The sequence below is a fragment of the Pseudomonas sp. W5-36 genome (genome assembly GCF_046540455.1).
In the GTDB taxonomy this organism is placed as follows: domain Bacteria; phylum Pseudomonadota; class Gammaproteobacteria; order Pseudomonadales; family Pseudomonadaceae; genus Aquipseudomonas; species Aquipseudomonas graminis_B.
Genome location: NZ_JAXCIQ010000014.1, coordinates 92186 through 115169, shown reverse-complemented (window position 1 = coordinate 115169; position 22984 = coordinate 92186). Strand labels below are relative to the sequence as shown.

The 22984-nt window shown below is 61.0% G+C and carries 21 protein-coding genes; 10 read left to right on the top strand and 11 right to left on the bottom strand.

What is annotated here, in order from left to right; translation table 11 throughout:
• Window positions 1–20: 20 nt before the first annotated feature.
• From rarD to SLW74_RS20500, 5 genes are all read right to left on the bottom strand, one after another.
• Window positions 21–914 carry an EamA family transporter RarD gene (rarD, locus tag SLW74_RS20520; RefSeq protein ID WP_065991295.1) on the bottom strand — a complete coding sequence of 298 codons (894 nt, stop codon included), beginning with the start codon at window positions 912–914 and terminating at the stop codon, window positions 21–23.
• Window positions 915–1154: 240 nt separating this feature from the next.
• On the bottom strand, window positions 1155–2129 hold the full coding sequence (locus SLW74_RS20515; RefSeq protein ID WP_410929918.1) for a serine/threonine protein kinase: 975 nt from the start codon (window positions 2127–2129) through the stop codon (window positions 1155–1157).
• A gap of 154 nt (window positions 2130–2283) precedes the next feature.
• Window positions 2284–4197: a PhoX family protein gene (locus tag SLW74_RS20510; protein ID WP_410929917.1), complete on the bottom strand. Its 1914-nt coding sequence runs from the start codon at window positions 4195–4197 to the stop codon at window positions 2284–2286.
• 103 nt (window positions 4198–4300) lie between these two features.
• The gene (locus SLW74_RS20505) at window positions 4301–5065 is read right to left on the bottom strand and encodes a TOBE domain-containing protein (protein WP_410929916.1); all 765 of its coding nucleotides are present in this window, start codon (window positions 5063–5065) and stop codon (window positions 4301–4303) included.
• A gap of 90 nt (window positions 5066–5155) precedes the next feature.
• Window positions 5156–5890: a phosphoribosyltransferase family protein gene (locus SLW74_RS20500; RefSeq protein ID WP_410929915.1), complete on the bottom strand. Its 735-nt coding sequence runs from the start codon at window positions 5888–5890 to the stop codon at window positions 5156–5158.
• Window positions 5891–6000: 110 nt separating this feature from the next.
• On the opposite strand from SLW74_RS20500, the gene bioB reads away from it, so the two are divergent.
• The 10 genes from bioB (at window position 6001) to SLW74_RS20450 (ending at window position 17195) form a co-directional block, all read left to right on the top strand.
• Window positions 6001–7056 carry a biotin synthase BioB gene (gene bioB, locus SLW74_RS20495; RefSeq protein WP_065991300.1) on the top strand — a complete coding sequence of 352 codons (1056 nt, stop codon included), beginning with the start codon at window positions 6001–6003 and terminating at the stop codon, window positions 7054–7056.
• Window positions 7057–7086: 30 nt separating this feature from the next.
• Window positions 7087–8277, top strand: coding sequence for an 8-amino-7-oxononanoate synthase (gene bioF / locus SLW74_RS20490; RefSeq protein WP_065991301.1), 1191 nt, complete (start codon window positions 7087–7089; stop codon window positions 8275–8277).
• Window positions 8270–9001 carry an alpha/beta fold hydrolase gene (locus SLW74_RS20485; RefSeq protein ID WP_410929914.1) on the top strand — a complete coding sequence of 244 codons (732 nt, stop codon included), beginning with the start codon at window positions 8270–8272 and terminating at the stop codon, window positions 8999–9001. Before bioF ends, SLW74_RS20485 begins: the two co-directional genes overlap by 8 nt.
• Entirely contained in the window at window positions 8994–9842 is an 849-nt protein-coding gene (bioC, locus tag SLW74_RS20480; RefSeq protein WP_296311317.1) for a malonyl-ACP O-methyltransferase BioC, read from the top strand. The genes SLW74_RS20485 and bioC overlap by 8 nt, the downstream gene beginning before the upstream one ends.
• An 86-nt stretch (window positions 9843–9928) precedes the next feature.
• Entirely contained in the window at window positions 9929–10609 is a 681-nt protein-coding gene (gene bioD, locus SLW74_RS20475; protein ID WP_065991381.1) for a dethiobiotin synthase, read from the top strand.
• Window positions 10610–10733: 124 nt separating this feature from the next.
• Window positions 10734–11030, top strand: coding sequence for a pyrroloquinoline quinone biosynthesis protein PqqE (locus SLW74_RS20470; RefSeq protein ID WP_065991303.1), 297 nt, complete (start codon window positions 10734–10736; stop codon window positions 11028–11030).
• Window positions 11031–11378: 348 nt separating this feature from the next.
• Complete coding sequence (locus SLW74_RS20465) at window positions 11379–13184, top strand: phenylacyl-CoA dehydrogenase (protein WP_192134928.1); 1806 nt, start codon at window positions 11379–11381, stop codon at window positions 13182–13184.
• A gap of 178 nt (window positions 13185–13362) precedes the next feature.
• The gene (locus SLW74_RS20460; RefSeq protein WP_410929913.1) at window positions 13363–14658 is read left to right on the top strand and encodes a GGDEF domain-containing protein; all 1296 of its coding nucleotides are present in this window, start codon (window positions 13363–13365) and stop codon (window positions 14656–14658) included.
• 223 nt (window positions 14659–14881) lie between these two features.
• Complete coding sequence (locus SLW74_RS20455) at window positions 14882–16660, top strand: acyl-CoA dehydrogenase C-terminal domain-containing protein (RefSeq protein WP_410929912.1); 1779 nt, start codon at window positions 14882–14884, stop codon at window positions 16658–16660.
• Between the two features lie 373 nt (window positions 16661–17033).
• Window positions 17034–17195: a YqaE/Pmp3 family membrane protein gene (locus tag SLW74_RS20450; protein WP_037019089.1), complete on the top strand. Its 162-nt coding sequence runs from the start codon at window positions 17034–17036 to the stop codon at window positions 17193–17195.
• Between the two features lie 531 nt (window positions 17196–17726).
• Here SLW74_RS20450 and SLW74_RS20445 read toward each other — a convergent pair.
• From SLW74_RS20445 to pqqA, 6 genes are all read right to left on the bottom strand, one after another.
• Window positions 17727–19553, bottom strand: a complete 1827-nt coding sequence (locus SLW74_RS20445; protein ID WP_410929911.1) for a S9 family peptidase — start codon at window positions 19551–19553, stop codon at window positions 17727–17729.
• A complete protein-coding gene (gene pqqE / locus SLW74_RS20440; protein ID WP_410929910.1) occupies window positions 19519–20706 on the bottom strand; it encodes a pyrroloquinoline quinone biosynthesis protein PqqE in 1188 nt (395 codons plus the stop codon). Before pqqE ends, SLW74_RS20445 begins: the two co-directional genes overlap by 35 nt.
• Window positions 20678–20953: a pyrroloquinoline quinone biosynthesis peptide chaperone PqqD gene (pqqD, locus tag SLW74_RS20435; protein WP_065991309.1), complete on the bottom strand. Its 276-nt coding sequence runs from the start codon at window positions 20951–20953 to the stop codon at window positions 20678–20680. Before pqqD ends, pqqE begins: the two co-directional genes overlap by 29 nt.
• Window positions 20950–21705 (bottom strand): pyrroloquinoline-quinone synthase PqqC, encoded by a 756-nt coding sequence (gene pqqC / locus SLW74_RS20430; RefSeq protein WP_065991310.1) that lies wholly within the window; start codon window positions 21703–21705, stop codon window positions 20950–20952. Before pqqC ends, pqqD begins: the two co-directional genes overlap by 4 nt.
• A 140-nt stretch (window positions 21706–21845) precedes the next feature.
• Window positions 21846–22757 (bottom strand): pyrroloquinoline quinone biosynthesis protein PqqB, encoded by a 912-nt coding sequence (gene pqqB, locus SLW74_RS20425; protein ID WP_410929909.1) that lies wholly within the window; start codon window positions 22755–22757, stop codon window positions 21846–21848.
• A gap of 94 nt (window positions 22758–22851) precedes the next feature.
• Window positions 22852–22923 (bottom strand): pyrroloquinoline quinone precursor peptide PqqA, encoded by a 72-nt coding sequence (gene pqqA / locus SLW74_RS20420; RefSeq protein WP_008365141.1) that lies wholly within the window; start codon window positions 22921–22923, stop codon window positions 22852–22854.
• Window positions 22924–22984 lie beyond the last annotated feature (61 nt).

Genomic DNA, 22984 nt, shown 5'->3' with positions numbered 1-22984 from the left:
CAGCGGTCCCTCTTACCTGCTCAGGCCTGGGCGCGTTTGCGCAGCGAGCGCCACGCGTCGACGCTGTAAATGATCAACCCGGCCCAGATGAAGGCGAAGGTTACCAAGGTGGCCGAAGGCATGTGCTCGTCGTACAGCACAACCGCCAATGCGAGCACGAGCGTCGGCGCGATGTACTGCAGAAAGCCCAGTGTCGCGTAGGGCAGATGCCTCGCTGCAGCGTTGAAACACACCAGCGGCACGAGGGTTACCGGACCGGCCGCCGCCAGCCAGAGCGCCTCGGATGTTGTCCAGAATTCCGGCTGTGCGCTGTGGGCAAGCGGGTTGAACATCAACCAGCCTACGGCCAGCGGCACCAGAATCCAGGTCTCCACCACGAGGCCAGGCAGTGCGGCCACCGGTGCTTTTTTACGAATCAGGCCGTAGAAGCCGAAGGTGAACGCCAGCGCGAGCGACACCCACGGCAGGCTGCCCACTTGCCAGACCTGCTGAAGCACACCGATCAACGCCAGCATCACCGCGACCCATTGCAAGGGGCGCAGTCTTTCACGCAGCAGCACCATGCCGAGCATCACGTTGATCAGCGGGTTGATGAAGTAGCCCAGGCTGGCTTCGACCATGTGGTTGTTGTTCACGGCCCAGACGTAGATCAGCCAGTTGGCGGCGATCAGCGTGCCGCTGGAGGCGAGAATGGCAAGTCGTTTGGGATTATCCCGTAGCTCCTGCCACCAGCCGGGGTGTTTCCAGACCAGCAAGAGAAGCGAGCCGGAAATGGCCGACCAGATCGCCCGATTGACGATGATTTCCAGTGAAGGAACGCTGGCCAGCACCTTGAAGTAGATCGGAAACAGTCCCCAGATGATGTAGGCGCTCAGGCCCAGAATGTACCCGCGACGCGGGTTGGCAGCTTGCATGAGTGGTCCTTCGGCAAGTTTTTTGTTGTGGTGATGGTTCTATCTTTTTCGGTAACCGAACGTCGCGCAGGCGTGGGACGTGTGGCTGACGTGTAGGAGCGTGGCTTGTCCCGCGATCGGCTGCGCAGCAGTCGTAAACCGGACGATTTAGCCTCGTCTGGTACATCGAGTGTCCGGATTGCTGCCGCTTCGCGCCAGTTCGCGGGACAAGCCACGCTCCTACAGAGTTTTCTCGCGTTCTCAGAACAGCTTCAGCGGTTCCTCGTTCAGCGCGGACAACTGCTCGCGCAGCGCCAGCACTTGATCGCCCCAATAGCGTTCGGTGCCGAACCAGGAAAAGCTGTGGGGGAACGCCGGATCGTCCCAACGACGCGCCAGCCATGCGCTGTAGTGCAGCAGGCGCAGTGCACGCAACGGTTCGATGAGCGCCAGCTCACGGGGATCGAAGTCGTGAAACTCGTTGTAGCCGTCCATCAATTCCGACAACTGACTCAGGCAATCCTGACGATCACCCGCGAGCATCATCCAGACATCCTGCACCGCCGGGCCCATGCGGCAGTCGTCGAGATCGACGATGTGGAAGATGTCGTCGCGGGTCATCATGTTGCCGGGGTGGCAATCGCCGTGCATGCGGATGTTCTGATGGGGTGTGGCGGCGTATACGTCTTCCACGCGCTTGAGCAGGTCCTTGGCAACGGACTCATAGGCCGGCAGCAGGCTGCGCGGAATCACGTTGTTGTCCAGCAGGTAGTTCAGCGAGTTGTGGCCGAAGTTCTGCACGCCAAGGGCTTCGCGGTGCTGGAATGGACGCGTGGCGCCAACGGCATGGATACGCCCCAGCAACTGGCCGAGGCGGTAGAGCTGTTCGAGATTGCCGGGCTCTGGCGCGCGGCCGCCAAGACGGGGGAAGAGCGTGAAGCGAAAGCCGGCATGCTCGAACAGGGTTTGGCCGTTATGCACGAGGGGCGCGACGACGGGAATTTCGACGTCGGCGAGCTCCGCGGTGAAGCTGTGTTCTTCGAGAATGGCGTCGTTGGTCCAGCGATCAGGCCGATAGAACTTGGCGATCAATGGCTGCTGTTCATCGATGCCAACCTGGTAGACGCGGTTTTCGTAGCTGTTGAGGGCGAGAATACGGGCGTCGGTGACAAAGCCGATGCTCTCGACGGCGTCCAGCACCAAGTCAGGTGTAAGTGTTGCGAACGGGTGGGCCATGCTAACTCCTGCGCGCAGCAGGCTGCCGCGTCGGGCCAGTCATGGTAACTCAGGCGTGTTACGCCTGACACAGTGCGTTACACCCGGTGCCTCTGACTCGCTGGATTCCCCATCCCTCCGATTGCACCCTTTCCGGGATGGGGAAGCGCTCGCGTCAGGCGCCGATCACGCCGCCATCCTCACGCGTGATCACCATTACCGAGGATCTCGGCTTGCCATTCGGCAGGTGCTCGGGGAAGGTCGAGCCGCCGTTTTCGCCGGGGTGCTGAATGCCGACGAACAGCGCTTTCTGGTCGGGCGCGAAGCTGATGCCGGTCACTTCACACCCCACCGGCCCCACCATAAATCGACGGATCTCGCCGCTGGCGGGGTCAGCGCACAGCATCTGGTTGTTGCCCATTCCGGCGAAGTCACCCGCATTGGTAGCGTCGCCATCCGTCAGAATCCACAGCCGCCCGGCAGCATCGAAACCCAGTCCATCCGGGCTGTTGAACATGTTCTGCGGGTTGATGTTGCTTGATCCCCCTTGGGGCGTTCCTGCATGAACATCCGGGTTGCCAGCGACGACAAACAAGTCCCACGCAAACTCCATCGCTGCTGCGTCCGACCCTGTTTCCTGCCAGCGCAGAATCTGCCCGTACTGGTTTTTCGCGCGGGGATTCGGCCCGCCGACCGGCTGCCCGTCATCGCCGCGCTTGATGTTGTTGGTCAGCGTGCAATAGACCTGGCCGTCCTTGGGACTGACGACGATCCACTCGGGCCGGTCCATGCGCGTCGCTTTCACCCGACTTGCCGCCAGGCGCGCATGAATCAGCACTTCAGCCTGATTGGCGAAACCACTGGCCGCATCAATACCGTTCTTGCCGTGGCTCAGCTCAATCCATTTGCCCTGGCCTTTCGGGTGGTCGGGGTTGCTGTCGCCGGCGTCGAAGTGCGCCACGTACAGCGTGCCGTGGTCGAGGATGTCGCGATTGGCTTTCGGGTTCTTGTGATCGACTTTGTCGCGGCTGATGAATTTGTAGATGAACTCGCCACGCTCGTCGTCGCCCATGTACACCACGACGCGGCCGTCTTTGGTTTCGGTCAGCGCAGCGTTTTCATGCTTGAAGCGGCCGAGCGCGGTGCGTTTGACTGGCGTGGATTTCGGGTCGAACGGGTCGATCTCTACCACCCAGCCATGGCGATTGGGTTCGTTGGGGTTTTTGGCGACGTCGAAGCGCGGGTCGTGCAGGTGCCAGTTCACTTCCTTGCTGGCAGCCGTGACGCCATAGCGTTTGGTTGCGGCGTCGAAAGTCTGTGCCGGATCGCTGCTGCCGAAACAGTCGGTGAAGTTCTCTTCGCACGTCAGGTAGGTGCCCCACGGCGTCTTGCCATTGGCGCAGTTCTGGAACGTCCCGAGTACGTTTTTGCCGGTCTTGTCGGCGGCGGTCTTCAACCACTCATGGCCGGCAGCCGGGCCGCTCAGGTGAATCGGCGTGTTGCCGTGGATGCGCCGGTTGTATTTGGAGCCTTGCACGAACGCCCACTGCTGACCTTCGCGCTTGACCTCAATCACCGAAACGCCTTCGCTGGCCTGAGCCTTGTGCACGTCTTCGGCAGACTGCGGGTCTTTGCCGTGATCGAAGAGGTAGCGGTAGTTGGTGTATTCGTTATTGATCGCCATCAGGGCGCGGCTGGCCGTCTCCGGCGTGTCGCCGGGAAAGGTGAACAGGCTCATGCCGTCATTGTTGTCGCCGAATTGCAGTTCCTGCATCTTCGCGGTGCCTTTGCCGCTGGGGTCAAACGCCGGGCCGTTGGTTTGCAGCGGCTGGCCCCAACTGATCAGGACCGAGGAGCGATAACCCGGCGGCAGACTGATGCTGTCGGCGGTGGAGGAGGGGATGCTGTCGAAGCCGAGCAGCGTGCCGTTGGCGGCGCTGACACTGGCGGCCATGGCGCTGCGGCTGAGCAGGTTGCCGCCCAGAAACATCGCCGCGCCGCACAGGGCGCCCGCGCTGATGAACCCGCGTCGGGTCAGGCCAACCATGTTTTCGAGGTCGGTGGATTGGTTATCTTTTAATAGCGTCATCACGGGCTCCCTGCGGTTTAGGGCAAAACCCTATGCAGTTCGGATGACGTTATTGTGTCGGTCAGATGACGAGTCGGGCTTCGGTGTTTCGTGCAAGCGGCGCTTACAGCGGCGTGCCGAGCAGAATATTGGAGGGCGCAAACTGAACCTTCACAGCGCCGCCGGCCTTGAGCTGCAAGGCATGCAGCCCGTCCGCGTCGACCACTGCGCAAAGGATCTGATGGCTGGGGAGGACGATTTTGACCTCGCTCGGGCCGTCATCGGCGGCGAGAATTTCCTCGATTTTACCGGTGAGGCAATTGTGTCCGATTGTTTCAGATTGGTCGGGCGTCAGTAGCTCCAGCCAGCCGGCCTTAATCAAGGCGAACACATCCGTGCCGATTTCGAGCCCCAGTCGCAAGGTGCTGTCGTGGGTGATCTGCGCCTCGATCGACAAACCGCCCGCGAGCTGCAACATGATCATGTCGTTGCGGCCTTGGGAGCGGACGCCGCTGACCTGACCATGTAGCTGATTACGCGCGCTGGTGCGTAGCATCAGGCGGCTGAGCAAGGCGAGGTCATCGGATTCCTCCGACGTTTCCAGCAGTTGGGTCTGCAACGCTTGCAAGCGCTGATAAAGCCGCAGCACGCGCTCGCCTTCGGCCGACAATTTGGCGCCGCCACCCCCTCGACCGCCGACGCTGCGCTCGACCAGCGGTTTTTGCGCCAGATTGTTCAGCTCATCGATGGCGTCCCATGTCGCCTTGTAACTGAGCCCGGCGCTCTTCGCCGCGCGGGTAATCGAACCCTGCTCGGCAATGTGCTGCAACAGTGCGATGCGGTGAGGGCGGCGAACCATGTGCTGGGTGAGGGACGGCGGTAGGGACATAGGAGTCGGATGCACTGAAAGTGATGACGCCGGAGTGTAAGCCAAAATGCCTCGCGCCCAAATGCTGCGAAGTTTTAACGTCTCGGCCGATCAGTCCCCAGGTTTTGGCGTTCTTGCCAGGCAATACACATCCACCGATTGGGCGCCGGCTTTGAGCAACAGTTCTGCCAGTGCGTTGGCCGTCGAGCCGGTGGTGAGTACGTCATCAATCAGCGCGAGGTGCTTGCCGATGATCGCCGTGGCGTCCTTCAGTGCAAACGCGGACGCCAGATTGCGCTTTCTGGCTTTTGCATCCAGACCCTGCTGCGAAGGTGTTTCTTTCACGCGGCGGATCACGCGCTCTTCAACAGGCAGTCCCAGTCGAGCACCGAGCCAGTTCGCCAACATCGCTGCCTGATTGAAGCGGCGCTGACGCAGTCGTTTTTTGGCGAGTGGCACCGGGATAAGACAGTCGGGTCGGCGCAGGCCATCATTAAAGCGATGCTGCAGGGTCTCGCCCAACAGCTCCGCCAGCAGTCGCCCAAGTGGCCATTTCCCTTGATGCTTGAAGCGCGTGACCAGCGCGTCGATCGGGAAGTCGTACAGCCACGGAGCGATGACTTCATTAAAGGCGGGAGGGTGGCGATTGCAGGCGCCGCAGGTGAGGCCGGACATCGGCATGGGCAGTGCGCAGCGATCGCACTGGTCAATCAGCCACGGGAGCTCGCGCTCACAGGGCACGCAGATCGGGGTGCTTGAATCAGTTGTTTCATCGCACAACAAACACGTCTGTACGTTTTCTAACCAGATGTAAACCTTGTGCCCGTTATATGGTTGACAGCGCATGTTGCTTCCTTAAATATGCCGAACATCCGTGTTGCGCCTGTGGGCTTTCCGGTTTTGCCGCTGGGCGAAGCCGCCCGGGTCATCGTCCAGAAAACATCAAGGAGCCGCCCATGAGCGCCAGCATCAATGCCAACCTGCGTCACGACTGGAATCTAGCCGAGGTCAAGGCGCTGTTCACACAGCCATTCAATGACCTGCTGTTTCAGGCGCAAACCGTGCACCGCGCTCACTTCGACGCCAACCGCGTGCAAGTCTCGACCCTGCTGTCGATCAAAACCGGCGCGTGCCCGGAAGACTGCAAGTACTGCCCGCAATCGGGCCACTACAACACCGGTCTGGAAAAAGAAAAGCTGATGCAGGTCCAGCAAGTGCTGGAAGAAGCCGCACGCGCCAAGGCCATTGGTTCGACCCGTTTCTGCATGGGCGCGGCGTGGAAGCACCCGTCGGCCAAAGACATGCCCTACGTGCTGGAGATGGTCAAAGGCGTCAAGGCCATGGGCCTGGAAACCTGCATGACCCTCGGCAAGCTGGATCAGGACCAGACCCGGGCGCTGGCCGACGCTGGCCTCGATTACTACAACCACAACCTCGACACGTCGCCGGATTTCTACACCAGCATCATCACCACCCGCACCTACAGCGATCGTCTGCAGACCTTGGCGTACGTGCGTGATTCAGGGATGAAGATCTGCTCGGGGGGTATTCTGGGCATGGGCGAATCCCTGGACGACCGCGCCAATCTGCTGATCCAGCTCGCCAATCTGCCGGAGCATCCAGAGTCCGTGCCGATCAACATGCTGGTGAAAGTCGCCGGCACGCCGCTGGAAAACGCCGAGGATATCGATCCGTTCGATTTCATCCGCATGCTGGCCGTCGCACGCATCCTGATGCCGCAGTCCCACGTGCGCCTGTCCGCCGGCCGCGAAGCCATGAATGACCAGATGCAGGCCCTGGCGTTCTTCGCTGGCGCCAACTCGATCTTCTACGGCGACAAACTGCTGACCACTGCCAACCCGCAGTCCGACAAGGACATGCAGCTGTTCTCGCGTCTGGGCATCCAGCCTGAAGCGCGCGAAGAGCACTCGGACGAGGTGCATCAGGCCGCTATCGAGCAGGCGCTGATCGAGCAGAAAAGCAGCGAGCTGTTTTACGACGCGGCGGTTTGAGCTTCCATAGTGGCTTGACTCGAGGCCTGCATGTCTTTTGATCTGAACGCGCGTCTCGCTGCCCGTCGTGCCGAGCACCTTTATCGTCAGCGGCCTCTGCTGCAAAGCCCGCAGGGGCCTGAAGTGATTGTCGACGGCAAGCCGCTGCTGGCGTTCTGCAACAACGATTACATGGGGCTGGCGAGTCATCCTGAGGTCATCGCTGCCTGGCAAGCCGGCGCCGAGCGTTGGGGCGTCGGCGGTGGCGCTTCGCATTTGGTGATTGGCCACAGCACGCCCCATCACGCGCTCGAAGAGGCCCTCGCCGAGTTCACCGGACGGCCCCGCGCGCTGTTGTTTTCCAACGGCTACATGGCCAATCTCGGCACGGTCACCGCGTTGGTGGGGCAGGGCGACACGGTGCTGGAAGATCGTCTCAATCACGCTTCGTTGCTCGACGCCGGCCTGCTCAGCGGTGCGCGTTTTTCCCGCTACCTGCACAACAATTGCGACAGCCTCGCCGGCCGGTTGGACAAGGCGGTCGGAGACACGCTGGTGGTCACCGACGGTGTGTTCAGCATGGACGGCGACGTCGCTGACCTGCCCGCGCTGGCCAAGGCGGCGAAAGCCAAAAACGCCTGGCTAATGGTCGACGATGCCCACGGCTTCGGCCCGCTGGGGGCGAACGGTGCAGGCATTGTCGAGCACTTCGGCCTCGGCATCGATGAGGTCCCTGTGCTGATCGGCACGCTGGGTAAATCCTTCGGCACGGCGGGCGCGTTCGTTGCGGGCAGCGAAGAACTGATCGAAACGCTGATCCAGTTTGCCCGCCCCTACATCTACACCACCAGTCAGCCGCCGGCGCTGGCGTGCGCGACGCTGAAAAGCCTCGAACTGCTGCGCACCGAACACTGGCGGCGTGAGCACCTGGCGGCACTCATCAAACAGTTTCGCGCCGGCGCTCAAGCCCTCGGCCTGGAGCTGATGGACAGTTTCACGCCCATTCAGCCGATCCTGATTGGCGACAGCGGGCGCGCGTTGCGGCTGTCGCAGTTGCTGCGAGAACGGGGCGTGATGGTCACCGCCATTCGGCCACCAACGGTGCCTGCGGGCAGCGCGCGTCTACGCGTGACATTGTCCGCCGCCCACAGCGAAGCACAGGTGCAGCTATTGTTGCAGGCACTGGAGCAGTGTTATCCGCTGCTGGGCGTAGACGAATCTTCGGAGCTGGACCATGCGTGATCAGTTGATCCTGTTGCCGGGCTGGGGCCTCGGCGTCTCGCCCCTTGAACCGCTGGCTGCAGCGCTGCGAGGGCTCGACGAACATTTGCGGGTGGTGATCGAACCCTTGCCGGACATGGACACCGACAACCTCGATGACTGGCTCGACGAGCTGGATTCGACGTTGCCCGACAACGTCTGGCTGGGCGGTTGGTCGCTGGGCGGCATGCTGGCCGCCGAACTGGCCGCGCGCCGGGGCGAGCGCTGCTGCGGACTGGCGACGTTCGCCAGCAACGCCTGCTTCGTGGCCCGCAGCGAGTGGCCCAACGCGATGCCGCAAACGGATTTCGATGCGTTCATTGCCGGTTGCAAAGCCGATCTGGACGCAACGCTCAAGCGCTTCAGTCTGCTGTGCGTGCAAGGGGCCGAGGAGCCGCGCGCGCTGTCGAGACAGCTCAAAGCCTGCGCGCCCCACGGCACCAGTGCCGGTTTGATCGAAGGCCTCAAGCTGCTCGAGCAAATGGACACGCGCAAAGCGCTGCAGGCGTTTCGCGGTCCTCAAATGCACCTGTTCGGCGGGCTTGATACGTTGGTGCCGGCAGAGGCGTCGGCGGACCTGCTGACCCTCCAGCCTGACATCGAAGTCGGCGTGATCGAGCAGGCCAGTCATGCCTTCATTCTGGAAAACCCGCACGGCGTCGCCGCTGCAGTTCATGCGTTTTTACACGAGTCCGGTGATGACTGATCTTTCCCACTGCGCGGTGCTGAAGGCCGTGAAACAGCAACAGGCATCCGGGCAGCAGGCGCTGCCGGACAAGCGTCAAGTGGCGGCGTCCTTCTCCAGGGCGGCGACCAGCTACGACAGCGTGGCCGATTTGCAGCGCGCCGTTGGTACCGAACTGATGACGCGACTGCCTGATCTGGCACCGTCCCGCTGGCTGGACCTGGGCAGCGGCACCGGTTGTTTCAGCCGCGCGCTGGCGCAGACGTTTCCGCACAGCGAAGGCATTGCGCTCGACCTTGCCGAAGGCATGCTGCGCTATGCACGGCCTTCAGGGGGTGCCGCGCATTATGTGGCAGGCGACGCGGAGAACGTGCCGCTGCGTGACGCGAGCGTCGATCTGATGTTCTCCAGCCTGGCAGTGCAATGGTGCCCGGATTTTTCTGCAGTGCTGAGCGAAGCGGGTCGCGTGCTGAAACCGGGCGGCGTGTTCGCTTTTGCCAGCCTCTGCGTCGGGACGCTGTTTGAGCTGCGCGACAGCTGGCAGGCTGTGGACGGCATGGTCCACGTCAATCGTTTCCGCGAGCGGGAAGAGTATCAACGCCTCTGCGCCGCCAGTGGTTTGAACGTGCGCAGCCTCGAAGTCCTGCCCCACGTGTTGCACTATCCCGACGTGCGCAGCCTGACCCACGAACTCAAGGCATTGGGTGCGCACAACATCAATCCGGGTCGCCCGGGAGGCCTGACCGGTCGCGCGCGAATTCAGGCTTTGATGGAGGCGTACGAAAGGTTTCGTCAGGAAAAAGGCCTGCCCGCCACGTATCAGGTGGTGTACGCCATCCTGACTAAACCCGGCATTGATTAAAGAATGATCATTTAGTCGGCGTTTTTCACACGAACGCTATAGTAAGCAGGGAATAGTTTGAAATATCTGAACGGATGGTCGCCACGATGAGCGCTGCGTATTTCATCACGGGAACCGACACCGACGTCGGCAAGACCACCATCGCCACGGGGCTTCTGTACGCGGCGCGGCAGTCGGGGTTGAGCACGGCGGCGGGCAAGCCGGTGGCTTCCGGTTGTGACGTCAAACCCAAGGGGTTGCGCAACTCGGACGCCGTCGCCTTGCGTGCCGAGTGCTCGATCCAGCTGACCTACAACGAGGTCAATCCTGTGGCCTTCGAGCCGGCAATCGCGCCCCATCTGGCCGCGCGGGAAGCGGGAGTCGCCCTGACTGTGCAGTCTCTGCTCGGGCCGATGCAGCACATCCTCGCCAAGCAGGCTGATTTCACGCTGATCGAAGGCGCTGGCGGCTGGCGTGTTCCCCTGGCCGATCAAGCCAATCTGTCCGATCTGGCCATCGCGCTGAAGCTGCCGGTGATTCTCGTGGTGGGCGTGCGCCTGGGCTGTATCAGCCATGCGTTGCTGTCAGCCGAAGCGATCGCCAACGACGGTCTGCAACTGGCGGGCTGGGTGGCGAATATTATTGATCCCAAAACGTCACGGCTTGAGGAAAACCTCGCCACGCTGGCAGAGCGTCTGCCGGCGCCGTGCTTGGGCCGCGTGCCGTTCATGAAGAAGGCAACTGCGGAAATGATTGCCGAGCATCTGCATCTGGAACTGCTGGACTAGCGGGCGACGAGTCGCCGAGTGTGAGGCCCGTCACAAGGCGCAATGCCACTAGTCGCTCTGCGAAGTAATCCAGGCGCTTTGCTGCTTTAATCGCTGTGTTCGCTATGAACAGAGGATCGTGCTCATGCAAATCTCACTGAACAACACGCTGTACCCGGGCCTCAGCGCCATGCAGGTCGGGCAGAACCGTGTCGATCAGGCTGCGACGCAACTGGCCAGCCCCGCGACCGAGGTGTCAGGGCGCAGTCAGTCTTCGGATTTCCAGCTTGAGCGTCTGCGCTCCGTCGATCGTCCGCAACGTTCCGACATGGCCACTAATGTGGTGGAACTGACCCAAGGCCGGATTCAAGTCCAGGCAGGCGTCAAAGTTGAAAAAGCCAGCGATGAAATGCTCGGCACGCTGATCGATACCTTCGCCTGATTCTCTTCGCTTCGTGCGCTACGGCGCACGTTGCTGGATGCTACGCCTCTCCTGAATAACACCTCATTCACGTGCCCATTCTCCGGGCGCTTTCGCGTTTTTTATCCCGACGTTTTCTAGACTCAACGCTGCGGTCTCAACCGCCTGGCGTCGCAACCGCGCGCCTGCGGTTTGCCCGCGTCAGGTGATGAAAGGTGCCGGGCGTCGCTTGACAAGGTATAGGCGTAAACGTATGTTTCAAACACCTGTTTGATCGCCGCGTGATCCCAAATGCCGGCGCCGGGGCAACGCCCCACAGTGACCACACGGTCATCCAATTCCAGGATTCACCAGCAGAGGTTTATCGCTATGCCTGACTACAAGGCCCCCTTGCGTGATATTCGCTTCGTCCGTGACGAGCTGCTCGGCTACGAAGCGCACTATCAGAGTCTGCCAGCATGCCAGGACGCCACGCCTGACATGGTTGACGCCATTCTCGAGGAAGGCGCCAAGTTTTGTGAGCAGGTCCTGGCCCCGCTGAACCGTGTGGGTGACACCGAAGGCTGTACCTGGAGCGAGTCCGGCGTAAAAACGCCGACCGGTTTCAAGGAAGCCTACAAACAGTTCGTCGAAGGCGGCTGGCCGAGCCTGGCCCACGACGTCGCTCATGGCGGTCAGGGTCTGCCCGAGTCGCTGGGTCTGGCGGTCAGTGAAATGGTCGGCGAAGCCAACTGGTCGTGGGGCATGTACCCAGGCCTGTCGCACGGTGCGATGAACACCATCTCCGAGCACGGCACCCCTGAGCAGCAAGACGCTTACCTGACCAAACTGGTTTCCGGCGAGTGGACCGGCACCATGTGCCTGACCGAACCTCACTGCGGTACCGACCTGGGCATGCTGCGCACCAAGGCCGAGCCTCAGGCTGACGGGTCGTACAAAGTATCCGGTACCAAGATCTTCATTTCCGCTGGCGAACACGACATGGCCGATAACATCGTCCACATCGTGCTGGCCCGCCTGCCCGATGCGCCTGCCGGCACCAAAGGCATTTCCCTGTTCATCGTGCCGAAGTTCGTGCCGGCCGCTGATGGCAGCGTCGGCGAGCGCAACGCAGTCAACTGCGGCTCGCTCGAACACAAGATGGGCATTCACGGCAACGCCACCTGCGTGATGAACTTCGACGGGGCAACCGGTTTCCTGATCGGCCCGCCGAACAAAGGCCTGAACTGCATGTTCACGTTCATGAACACCGCACGTCTGGGCACGGCGCTGCAAGGTCTGGCCCACGCCGAGATCGGTTTCCAGGGAGGCCTGAAATACGCCCGTGAGCGTCTGCAGATGCGTTCCCTGACTGGCCCGAAAGCGCCGGAGAAAGCCGCTGACCCGATCATCGTTCACCCTGACGTACGTCGCATGCTGCTGACCATGAAGGCCTTCGCCGAGGGGACTCGCGCGATGGTGTACTTCACCGCCAAGCAGGTCGACATCGCCAAGTACAGCGACGACGCCGAAGCCAAGAAGCAAGCTGACGGCCTGCTGGCCTTCATGACGCCGATCGCCAAGGCGTTCATGACCGAAGTCGGTTTTGAATCTGCCAACCACGGCGTGCAGGTCTACGGCGGCCACGGCTTCATCGCCGAGTGGGGCATGGAGCAGAACGTTCGCGACGCCCGTATCGCCATGCTGTACGAAGGCACCACGGGTATTCAGGCGCTCGACCTGCTGGGTCGTAAAGTGCTGATGACTCAGGGCGAGGCGCTCAAGGGCTTCACCAAGATCGTCCACAAGTTCTGCCAGTCGCAGGAAGGCAATGAAGCGATCAGCGAATTCGTGGCGCCGCTCGCTGCGCTGAATAAGGAGTGGGGTGAGCTGACCATGAAGGTCGGTATGGCGGCCATGAAAGACCGTGAAGAAGTCGGCGCCGCATCGGTGGACTACCTGATGTATTCCGGTTATGCCTGCCTGGCGTATTTCTGGGCTGACATGGCCCGTGTTGCAGCCGAGAAACTCGCGTCTGGCACCGGCGAAGAAGCCTTTTACACCGCCAAGCTGCAGACGGCGCGCTTCTACTTCCAGCGCATCCTGCCGCGCACTCGCACTCACGTGGCAACCATGCTGTCGGGCGCGAGCAACCTGATGGACATGAACGAAGAACACTTCGGTCTGGCTTACTAAGTCAGCCCAAGCGTTTCCCTCAAGCCGCTTGCCCCCAGGGGCAAGCGGCTTTTTTGTGCCTGGCTGATTTTTGTATCAGGGCCACGCACATTCTCTCTCATCCTATGCATGACGCGGCCGATACAGGCACAATGCCATTTAATCAGCGCTCACATCGTTCGGTGAGGAGATAGTCCTTTTGCTGCGCCCCTCTGCCGCACGGCTCAGTCATTTTTTACCCTCTCTGGCCTTGCTGGTTGCCGGACTGGCGGCCGCGTATGTGAAAGACCTCAACGTCTTCTTCACCTCACTTTTCAACGTGCTGCCCACCCTGGTGCTGTTGCTGGGTGGTGCGTACTGCGGGGTGTACAAGCGACAGCGTGAGCTGTTCCTGATGATCACCGTGTACATCGCCTATTTCCTCCTCGACACACAGACCGACTACTACCGCGATTACGGCAAGGTCCGAGAAGACGCCGCCGTGGTGTTTCATCTGTGTTGCCTCTTGCTCCCGGTCATGTTTGGTCTGTTTGCGGCCTGGGAAGAGCGGACCCATCTGTTTCAGGACTTGATTGCACGGTTGGCCGTTCTGGTCGCGGTAGGCAGCGTTGCCCTGGGTCTCGAACAGAGCTTTCCCGCCGGGCTGCTGGCCTGGCTCGCCGACATCCGCTGGCCAGCGCTTCACGGTGAATGGATGAGCCTGATCCAGCTGTCCTACGTGACGTTTTTCATCGCTTTTGCCGCATTGATCACCCAGTACCTCTATAAGCCGCGGCCGCTGCATGCGGCCCAATTGGTGGGATTGCTCGGGATGTTCTGGGCGTTACCGAAAACCTTCATCCTGCCGTTCACCCTGAACATCATGTGCAGCCAGGTGATGTTGATGATTGCGGCGGCAGTCGCCCACGAGGCCTATCAAATGGCTTTCCGCGACGAGCTGACCGGGCTGCCAGGTCGGCGTGCGCTGAATGAGCGGATGCAGCGACTGGGCCGTAATTATGTGCTGGCGATGAGCGACGTCGATCATTTCAAGAAATTCAACGACACCCATGGCCACGATGTCGGCGATCAGGTGCTGCGGCTGGTGGCGAGCAAGCTGTCGAAGATCACCAATGGCGGCGGGCGCGCCTATCGCTATGGCGGCGAAGAGTTTGCCATCGTGTTTGCCGGCAAAACCCTCGAAGAATGCATGCCGCACCTTGAGGTCATCCGCGAAACCATTGCCAGTTATCAGATTCAGTTGCGCAATCAGGACAATCGTCCGAATGATGATCTGCAAGGGCGTCAGCGTCGGGCGGGGTCCCAGGCTTCAGCGGTGTCGGTCACGGTCAGCATCGGCGTGGCGGAGCGTCTGCCGGAGCACCGCAACCCGGAAGAAGTCCTCAAATCCGCCGATCAGGCGCTCTATGCCGCCAAAGGGGCCGGGCGTAACTGCGTCATTAGTCATGCGCAAACCAGCAAGCGCGGCGCTGTGCGCATGGCTGCCGCCGGCTAGAACCGACTCTTTTCCACCCCAGGACCAACGCACACGCGGCTGTGCGCGGGCATCAGCATGACTGCCTACTGGGTGTGACCAAATCTTTGATAATAGTCACGTGTTGACCCTATGTGTCGCAAATGGTGTTCATGTACACTCGTTCCATTGACACATCGGCGCCGCACTTTCTCTGCTGTGCCGCTCCTCCCCCGAGATCTTTGCCGCTGAAACGAGGTTTGCCATGGCTGACTACAAAGCGCCCTTGCGCGATATGCGCTTCGTCCTCAATGAAGTGTTCGAGGTCTCCCGACTTTGGGCCACGCTGCCCGAATTGTCCGAAACCGTGGACGCCGAGACCGTCGAGGCGATTCTCGAAGAAGCGGGCAAAGTCACTGGCCGGTCCGTTGCACCCCTGAGTCGCGCGGCCGATGAGGAAGGCTGTCACTGGAACGACACCGTCGTCACTACCCCGGCAGGCTTCGTTCAGGCTTACAAAACGTACGCTGAAGGTGGCTGGGTTGGCGTCGGTGGCAATCCGGAGTTCGGCGGCATGGGCATGCCCAAAGCGGTGTCTGCTCAGGTCGAGGAAATGGTCAATTCCGCAAGCCTGGCGTTCGGGCTGTACCCGATGCTGACGTCCGGCGCCTGCGTCTCGATCAACACCCACGCCAGCGAGGCGTTGAAGACCAAATATCTGCCGAACATGTACGCCGGGGTATGGGCCGGTTCGATGTGCCTGACCGAAGCCCACGCCGGCACGGACCTCGGGATTATCCGCACAAAGGCGGAGCCCCAGACCGACGGGTCTTACAAGATCAGCGGCACGAAAATCTTTATCACCGGCGGCGAGCACGATCTCACCGAGAACATCATTCATCTCGTGCTGGCCAAACTGCCTGACGCACCGGCAGGGCCGAAGGGTATTTCGCTGTTCCTCGTGCCGAAGATCATGGTCAACGACGATGGCAGCCTCGGTGAGCGCAACACGGTGTTCTGCGGCTCCATTGAACACAAGATGGGCATTCAGGCCTCCGCCACCTGCGTGATGAATTTCGATCAAGCCGCAGGCTATCTGATCGGCGAGCCTAATAAAGGCCTCGCGGCGATGTTTACCATGATGAATTACGAGCGTCTGGGCGTCGGCATTCAGGGCCTGGCGTCCGGCGAGCGTTCGTATCAGAACGCGATCGAGTACGCCCGAGACCGACTGCAGAGCCGGGCTCCGACGGGCGCGCAGTCCAAAGACACCATCGCTGACCCGATCATCGTTCACCCCGATGTGCGTCGCATGCTGCTGACCATGAAGGCATTGAACGAAGGCGGTCGCGCGTTCTCCACGTACGTGGCCATGCAGCTGGACACCGCCAAGTACAGCGAAGACGCCGATGTGCGTCAGCGCGCCGATGCATTGGTCGCGCTGCTGACGCCGGTCGCCAAGGCCTTCCTCACCGACATGGGGCTGGACACCACCGTGCACGGTCAGCAGGTGTTCGGCGGTCACGGCTACATTCGCGAGTGGGGTCAGGAACAACTGGTACGTGACGTGCGCATCACCCAGATCTACGAAGGCACCAACGGCATTCAGGCACTGGACTTGATGGGCCGTAAGGTGGTCGCCAGCGGAGGGGCTTACTACAAGCTGTTCTCCGACGAAATCCGTCAATTCATCGCTTCGTCTGACAGCTCGCAGGCAGAATTCACCAAGCCGTTGGCCGCAGCCCTGACCACACTGGACGAATTGACCGACTGGGTACTGGACCGGGCTCGCAGCAACCCGAATGAAATCGGTGCTGCGTCCGTCGAGTATCTGCATGCGTTCGGATACACGGCGTACGCCTACATGTGGGCGATGATGGCAAAAGCCGCATGGGGTAAAGAGGCTCAGGAAGATTTCTACGCCAGCAAGCTGGGCACTGCGCGGTTCTATTTCGCGCGTCTGCTGCCACGCATTCAGTCCCTTTCGGCTTCCGTTAGAGCGGGCAGCGAGTCGCTGTACCTGTTGGAGGCGTCACAGTTCTGACACCCGGAAAAGGATGTAAGCATTTGCTTACATGACGTGATGGCAATCGGCTCTATCGCTCCAGTGGATCCAAGTTTAATCTACACACATGGACGTCGCGCAGGATGCGCAAACAGATAACAGGGACACGTAAGGGATTGCCTGCCAGGATGGCGGGAAGAAATGGAAGTCATGGGAAACAGTCTGGAAAACCTCGCTTAGGCGGGGTTTTCTTTTTTCTGCGTTCCGAAAAAATGCATTGCCGTCCGCCGCTTCGCTTGATGTGGCTGCAGGGAGGTCATGGCTTGATGATAGGCGCTGCGGAACCCCTATAGCGACCCAGGGTCGATTAGCTGTGCGGCCCCCATTGGGCCATTAATCAGGAGCTCCACCCATGGACATCATTCGCATCATCATCGCCATCCTGCTGCCACCCCTGGGCGTGTTCCTGCAAGTCGGCTTCGCCGGCGCTTTCTGGCTGAACATTCTGCTGACCCTGCTGGGCTACATCCCGGGGATCATCCACGCGATCTACATCATTGTCAGTCGCAAGTAACCCGACCCCGGCCAACACCACGCTTCCTGTCTCAGGTCAGCTGACATAGAGTCCGACGTTGGACTTTATGATCAGGAAGCTCAGGGATGGACGTTGTTTTGGGATTGCTCGCCGCTCTGTTCTGGGGCGGCACAGATGTTCGGGTAGGGCTCAACGCCTTCCTGCGACTTGTAGGACCGGCTTTAGCCGGGAAGGCTTCAATCGCCACACCGCAAATTGATCGTTGCATCCACCGACCTCTTCCCGGCTGAAGCCGGTCCTACCAGGCGACTGCCTACACCTGTGAAGCTGGCGATGCCCCACAGAAATGTAGCGTGTATCGCAATACCCCGTGGGAGCGAGCTTGCTCGCGAAGCGGCCAGGACTTTTTGAAGGGGACTGATTTATTTACAACGCTTGACGACTTTTTGAAGGGGACTGATTTATTTACAACGCTTCACCGTAAATTAATCTGTCCCCGTATCAGCTCACTGGCCAATTCCCGGCTAAAGCCCGTCCTACCGGAATCCGCGGGAGCTGAACAACCTCAAATCACCCATCAATAACCTTCCGGTAAAACGCCCACTCGGTTTCCAGTGCATGGGCCAGGTTGGCGGCTTTGCGGAAGCCGTGGCGTTCGTCGGGGTAGAAGTGCCCTTCCGCCGGGATGCCGTTTTCCAGTAGCGCATTGAGCATGTCGCGGGTCTGGGCGGGGACGACGACTGCGTCGAGTTCGCCCTGAAAAAAGATCACCGGGACCTTTATCTGGTCGGCATGCAGCAGCGGCGTGCGCTCCCGGTAGCGCGCCATGTCGACGTCGGGGTCACCGATCAGCCAGTCCAGATAATCCGCCTCGAACTTGTGCGTGGCTTCCGCCAGCGCCAGCGGGTCGCTGACTCCGTAAAGGCTTGCCCCTGCGCGGAACACATCCTTGAATGCCAGTGCGCACAGCGTCGTATAGCCACCTGCACTGCCGCCTCGGATGAACGCATTTGCCGGATCGACCAGGCCCTGATTGCCTAGGTATTCAACCACTGCACAGGCGTCTTCGACATCGACGACGCCCCATTCCAGAAACAGTGCCTGGCGATAGGCGCGGCCATAACCGGTGCTGCCGCGATAGTTGAGGTCGGCTACGGCGAAGCCCCGCTGCGTCCAGAACTGAATGCGCGGGTCCAGCGCGGGGTAGCAGGCGGAGGTCGGGCCGCCGTGTATAAACACCACGAGCGGCGGCTTGTCGTCGCCATTCATGGCCGGGTAGAAATACCCGTGCGCCTCGCCGGCCCCACTTGGATAACGCAAGGTCTGCGGCTGGCTGATGCGCTCGACGGGAAGGGGGCTGACCCCGCCGGCCAGCACCTGAACGCACTTGTCAGCACGACCGATGGCAATGACAGCAGAAGGGCTGACGGGCGACGCCGCGATGCAATAGATATAGTTCGCGTCAACCGCCAGGCTTCTGAAACGGCTGTAATCGCCGCTGAAATCTTCAACTGAACCCTGTGCCGAACGCACGCCGAGCAGGCCTTTACCGTCCTCGAACCAGGCGGCGAGGTACGCGCCCTCGCTCAGCGGCGCCCAGGTCGACGCGCCCAGTTGCCACGGCGCCGAAGCGTGGTCGGCAGCGGCGGCGGGCAGCGCTTCAAAACCGTCCGGCGTCTCAACCCACGGCTGCCAGAACCCGGCGCGGTCAGTCAGGCAATACAAGCGGCCCGCGTCATCGAAGCGGGGTTGCTGCAACGATTCCAGTCCCAACCCGCCCGCGAGACAGTGCGGCCGGCCCCACGCGAGATCGGCCTGGCGTTCGACGCTCATCAGTCGTGAGGACGTCCAGGGCTGATGGGGCCGCCACCACTCGATCCACACCAGGCGATTGCCATCCGGACTGATGGAGGGCGATGCGTAAAAATCCGCGCCTTCGGCCAGTACGTGGCGGCGACCGTCGGCGACGTCGATCGCGACCAGCCGGTGAGTGCTCTTATCCTCCTCAACCGCCAGAATCTGCCCACGCGCAGAACGGACATCTCCGAAGAGCTTGTCGCCCTGGGTCAGGGGGTGAGGGGTTTGGGAGTCGAAGGACTGGAGGTAAATCTGCTGGTCCGCTTCGTTGACGAACACCACGGCATCGTCAGTCAGGCAGAACGAACCGCCGCCGTATTCATACACCCGGCTGCGCACGCTGAAACCCTCGGGGGTCAGGCAAGCGGCCGCGCCGTCGTGCCAGCGCCATATGCGCGTCGCGGCATCCTGCGGGCGGAATTCACTCCAGAAAAGCCCCGCAGGGCTCACGGCGAGTTCGGCGAAATCGGTGCCTGCCGCCACAGCCTGGGCGGCGGAAAGGAGGTCAGGACTTGGCGATGAGGCGTGAGTTTCGTTCATTGCGGAAGGCCAGTTGCTCGATAGTCTGGCTAGCATACTCGGCTTCATCACGGGCCTGGGTGATCAAGTGATGCTGCGGCGACTTGCTGCACACCGGGTCCGTGTTGCTCGCATCGCCGGTCAGCATGAACGCCTGACAACGGCAGCCCCCGAAGTCTTTTTCCTTCTCGTCGCAGGAGCGGCAAGGCTCTGGCATCCACTCGTAACCGCGAAAGCGATTGAAGCCGAACGACTCATACCAGATGTGCTGCATCGTGTGATCGCGCACATTGGGGAACTGGATCGGCATCTGCCGCGCCCCATGGCACGGCAGCGCAGTGCCATCCGGCGTCACGGTCAGGAACAGATTGCCCCAGCCGTTCATGCAGGCTTTTGGACGATCTTCGTAGTAATCGGGGGTGACGAAGATCAGCTTCACCGGGTGATTTTCAGCGGCGAGCTTGGCCCGATACTCGTTGGTGATGCGTTCGGCGCGCACAAGTTGGTCTTTGGTCGGCAGCAAGCCCACCCGATTCAAGTGTGCCCAGCCGTAGAACTGACAGGTCGCCAGCTCCACGAAATCCGCTTCCAGTGCCACGCAGAGCTCGATGATCTTGTCGATCTTGTCGATGTTGTGCCGGTGGGTCACGAAGTTGAGGACCATTGGATAGCCATGCTTTTTCACGGCGCGGGCCATTTCCAGCTTCTGCGCGAAGGCCTTTTTCGAGCCGGCGAGCATGTTGTTCACTTGCTCGTCGCTGGCCTGGAAACTGATCTGGATGTGGTCCAGCCCGGCTTCCTTGAAGTCGATAATCTTCTGCTCGGTCAGGCCGATGCCGGAGGTAATCAGGTTGGTGTAGAAGCCCAGCCGTCGCGCTTCGGCGATCAGCTCGGCCAGATCCTGACGCACCAATGGCTCGCCACCCGAGAAGCCGATCTGCGCCGCGCCCATTTGCCGGGCTTCGGCCATGACTTTGAACCACTGCTCGGTGCTCAATTCCTGACCCTGCTTGGCGAAATCCAGCGGGTTGGAGCAATACGGGCATTGCAACGGGCAGCGATAGGTCAGCTCGGCGAGCAGCCACAGCGGCAGCCCGACCGGGGGCGTGGGCGGGATGTAGACATCGGACTGAGCGTTCACTGAGTCAGGCAAATTCGATCCAGAGCTCTGCACGGGCGACCTCCATGAATTGCTCGACGTCAGTGCCGAGCTCGGGAACGCCGGGGAATTTTTCGTCAAGCAGCGCAATGATGGCGCCGACGCTGCGCTGACCGTCAATCAGGCCGCCAATCGCGCTTGCGCTGTCGTTGAGCTTGATCATGCCCTCGGGGTAGAGCAGCACGTGACCGTTTTGCGCGGGTTCGAACTGGAAACGATAACCGCGGCGCCAGCTGGGCACCTGCTCACGATTGAAGCTCATAGGGCGATTCCTTTGTGCCAGACGCGTTGGTCGGTCACGCTGTGATAGGGCGGGCGGTTCAGCTCGTAGGCCATGCTCATGGCATCAAGCATGCTCCACAAAATATCGAGTTTGAACTGCAGAATTTCCAGCATGCGCTCCTGGCCTTCCCGCGTGGTGTAGTGCTGCAGCGTGATCGCCAGACCATGCTCGACGTCGCGGCGCGCCTGACCCAGGCGGGTGCGGAAGTATTCGTAACCGGTCGGGTCGATCCATGGGTAGTGCTGCGGCCAGCTGTCCAAACGCGACTGATGGATCTGCGGCGCGAACAGCTCGGTCAGCGAACTGCTCGCCGCTTCCTGCCAATTGGCGCGACGGGCGAAGTTGACGTAGGCATCGACGGCAAATCGTACGCCGGGCAGAACGAGTTCCTGCGAGCGCAGCTGGTCAGGATCCAGGCCCACGGCTTGACCCAGACGCAACCAGGCTTCGATGCCGCCGTCTTCGCCGGGTGCGCCGTCATGGTCGAGCAAGCGCTGAATCCACTCGCGGCGGATTTCCCGGTCCGGGCAGTTGGCCAGGATCGCAGCGTCCTTCAGCGGGATGTTCACCTGATAGTAAAACCGGTTGGCGACCCAGCCCTGAATCTGCTCGCGGGTCGCGCGCCCTTCGTACATCGCCACATGGAAAGGGTGATAGATGTGGTAATACGCGCCCTTGGCGCGCAGGGCCTGTTCGAATTCAGCAGGGGACAGCGGCGTTGCATCGTTCATGTCGGCAGTTCTCGTCAAGAATTTCCGCAGATCCCGTGGGAGTGAGCTTGCTCACGAGTGCGATCTACCTGTGCCGGATAGGCTGGCTGACCTGACACCTTCATGAGCAAACCTGGCCCCACAGTCGGCTAATTAGCGTTTTAAAGCTCGATGCTCATCCCATCGAACGCCACTTCAACGTTCCGCCGCGCCAGTTCAGCGCGCTCGGGCGAGTCTTCGTCGAGGATCGGGTTGGTGTTGTTGATGTGGATAAGCACCTTGCGCTGATGCGGCAGCTTTTCCAGCACTTCGAGCATGCCGCCGGGGCCGTTTTGCGCCAGATGACCCATCTCCGTGCCTTTACGGGTGCCGACGCCACGACGCTGCATTTCATCGTCATCCCACATTGTGCCGTCAACCAAAAGGCAGTCGGCGCCACTCATTTTCTCCATGAGGGCATCATCGACTTTGCCCAGGCCCGGCGCGTAGAACAGTTTGCCGCCCGTGCTCAGGTCCTCGACCATCAAGCCGATGTTATCGCCCGGGTGTGGGTCGAATCGGTGAGGCGAGTAGGGCGGTGCCGCACTGCGCAGTGGAAATGGCGTAAAGCGCAGATTCGGGCAGGCCGGAATCACAAAGCTGCCTTCCAGCTCGATGCGATTCCAGGCCAGGCCGCCGTTCCAGTGTTTGAGCATGTTGAACAGTGGGAAACCCGTGCTCAGGTCCTCGTGGACCATGTCCGTGCACCAGACCTGATGCGGGCAGCCTTCACGCAGGCTCAGCAGACCGGTGGTGTGGTCGATCTGGCTGTCCATCAGAATGATCGCGCTGATCCCGGTATCGCGCAGGCCGCGATTGGGCTGCATCGGCGCGAACCCCTGGAGCTGGGCGCGGATGTCGGGAGAGGCGTTGCACAAGATCCAGTTCACGCCGTCGTCCGACAGCGCGATGGACGACTGGGTGCGCGCGTGGGCCCGCAAGCTGCCATCGCGAAAGCCAGCGCAATTGGCGCAGTTGCAGTTCCACTGAGGGAAACCACCGCCGGCGGCGGAACCGAGAATCTGGATGTGCATGTAAACCCCGTAGCGACGGGCCAGGCCGGCCCTGAAATCAGAATCGCGTTAATAAAAAAGCCCCGGCGAACCGAGGCTTCTCACCGCGCAACAATCAACGGCTTGCGAAGTACATGGTGACTTCAAAGCCGATACGCAGATCAGTGTAAGCAGGTTTAGTCCACATAATTGACTCCTTCTGGGTTAGTGCAGCGGTGGGTGAGTACATTCTTTAGTGCTCCTGCGAG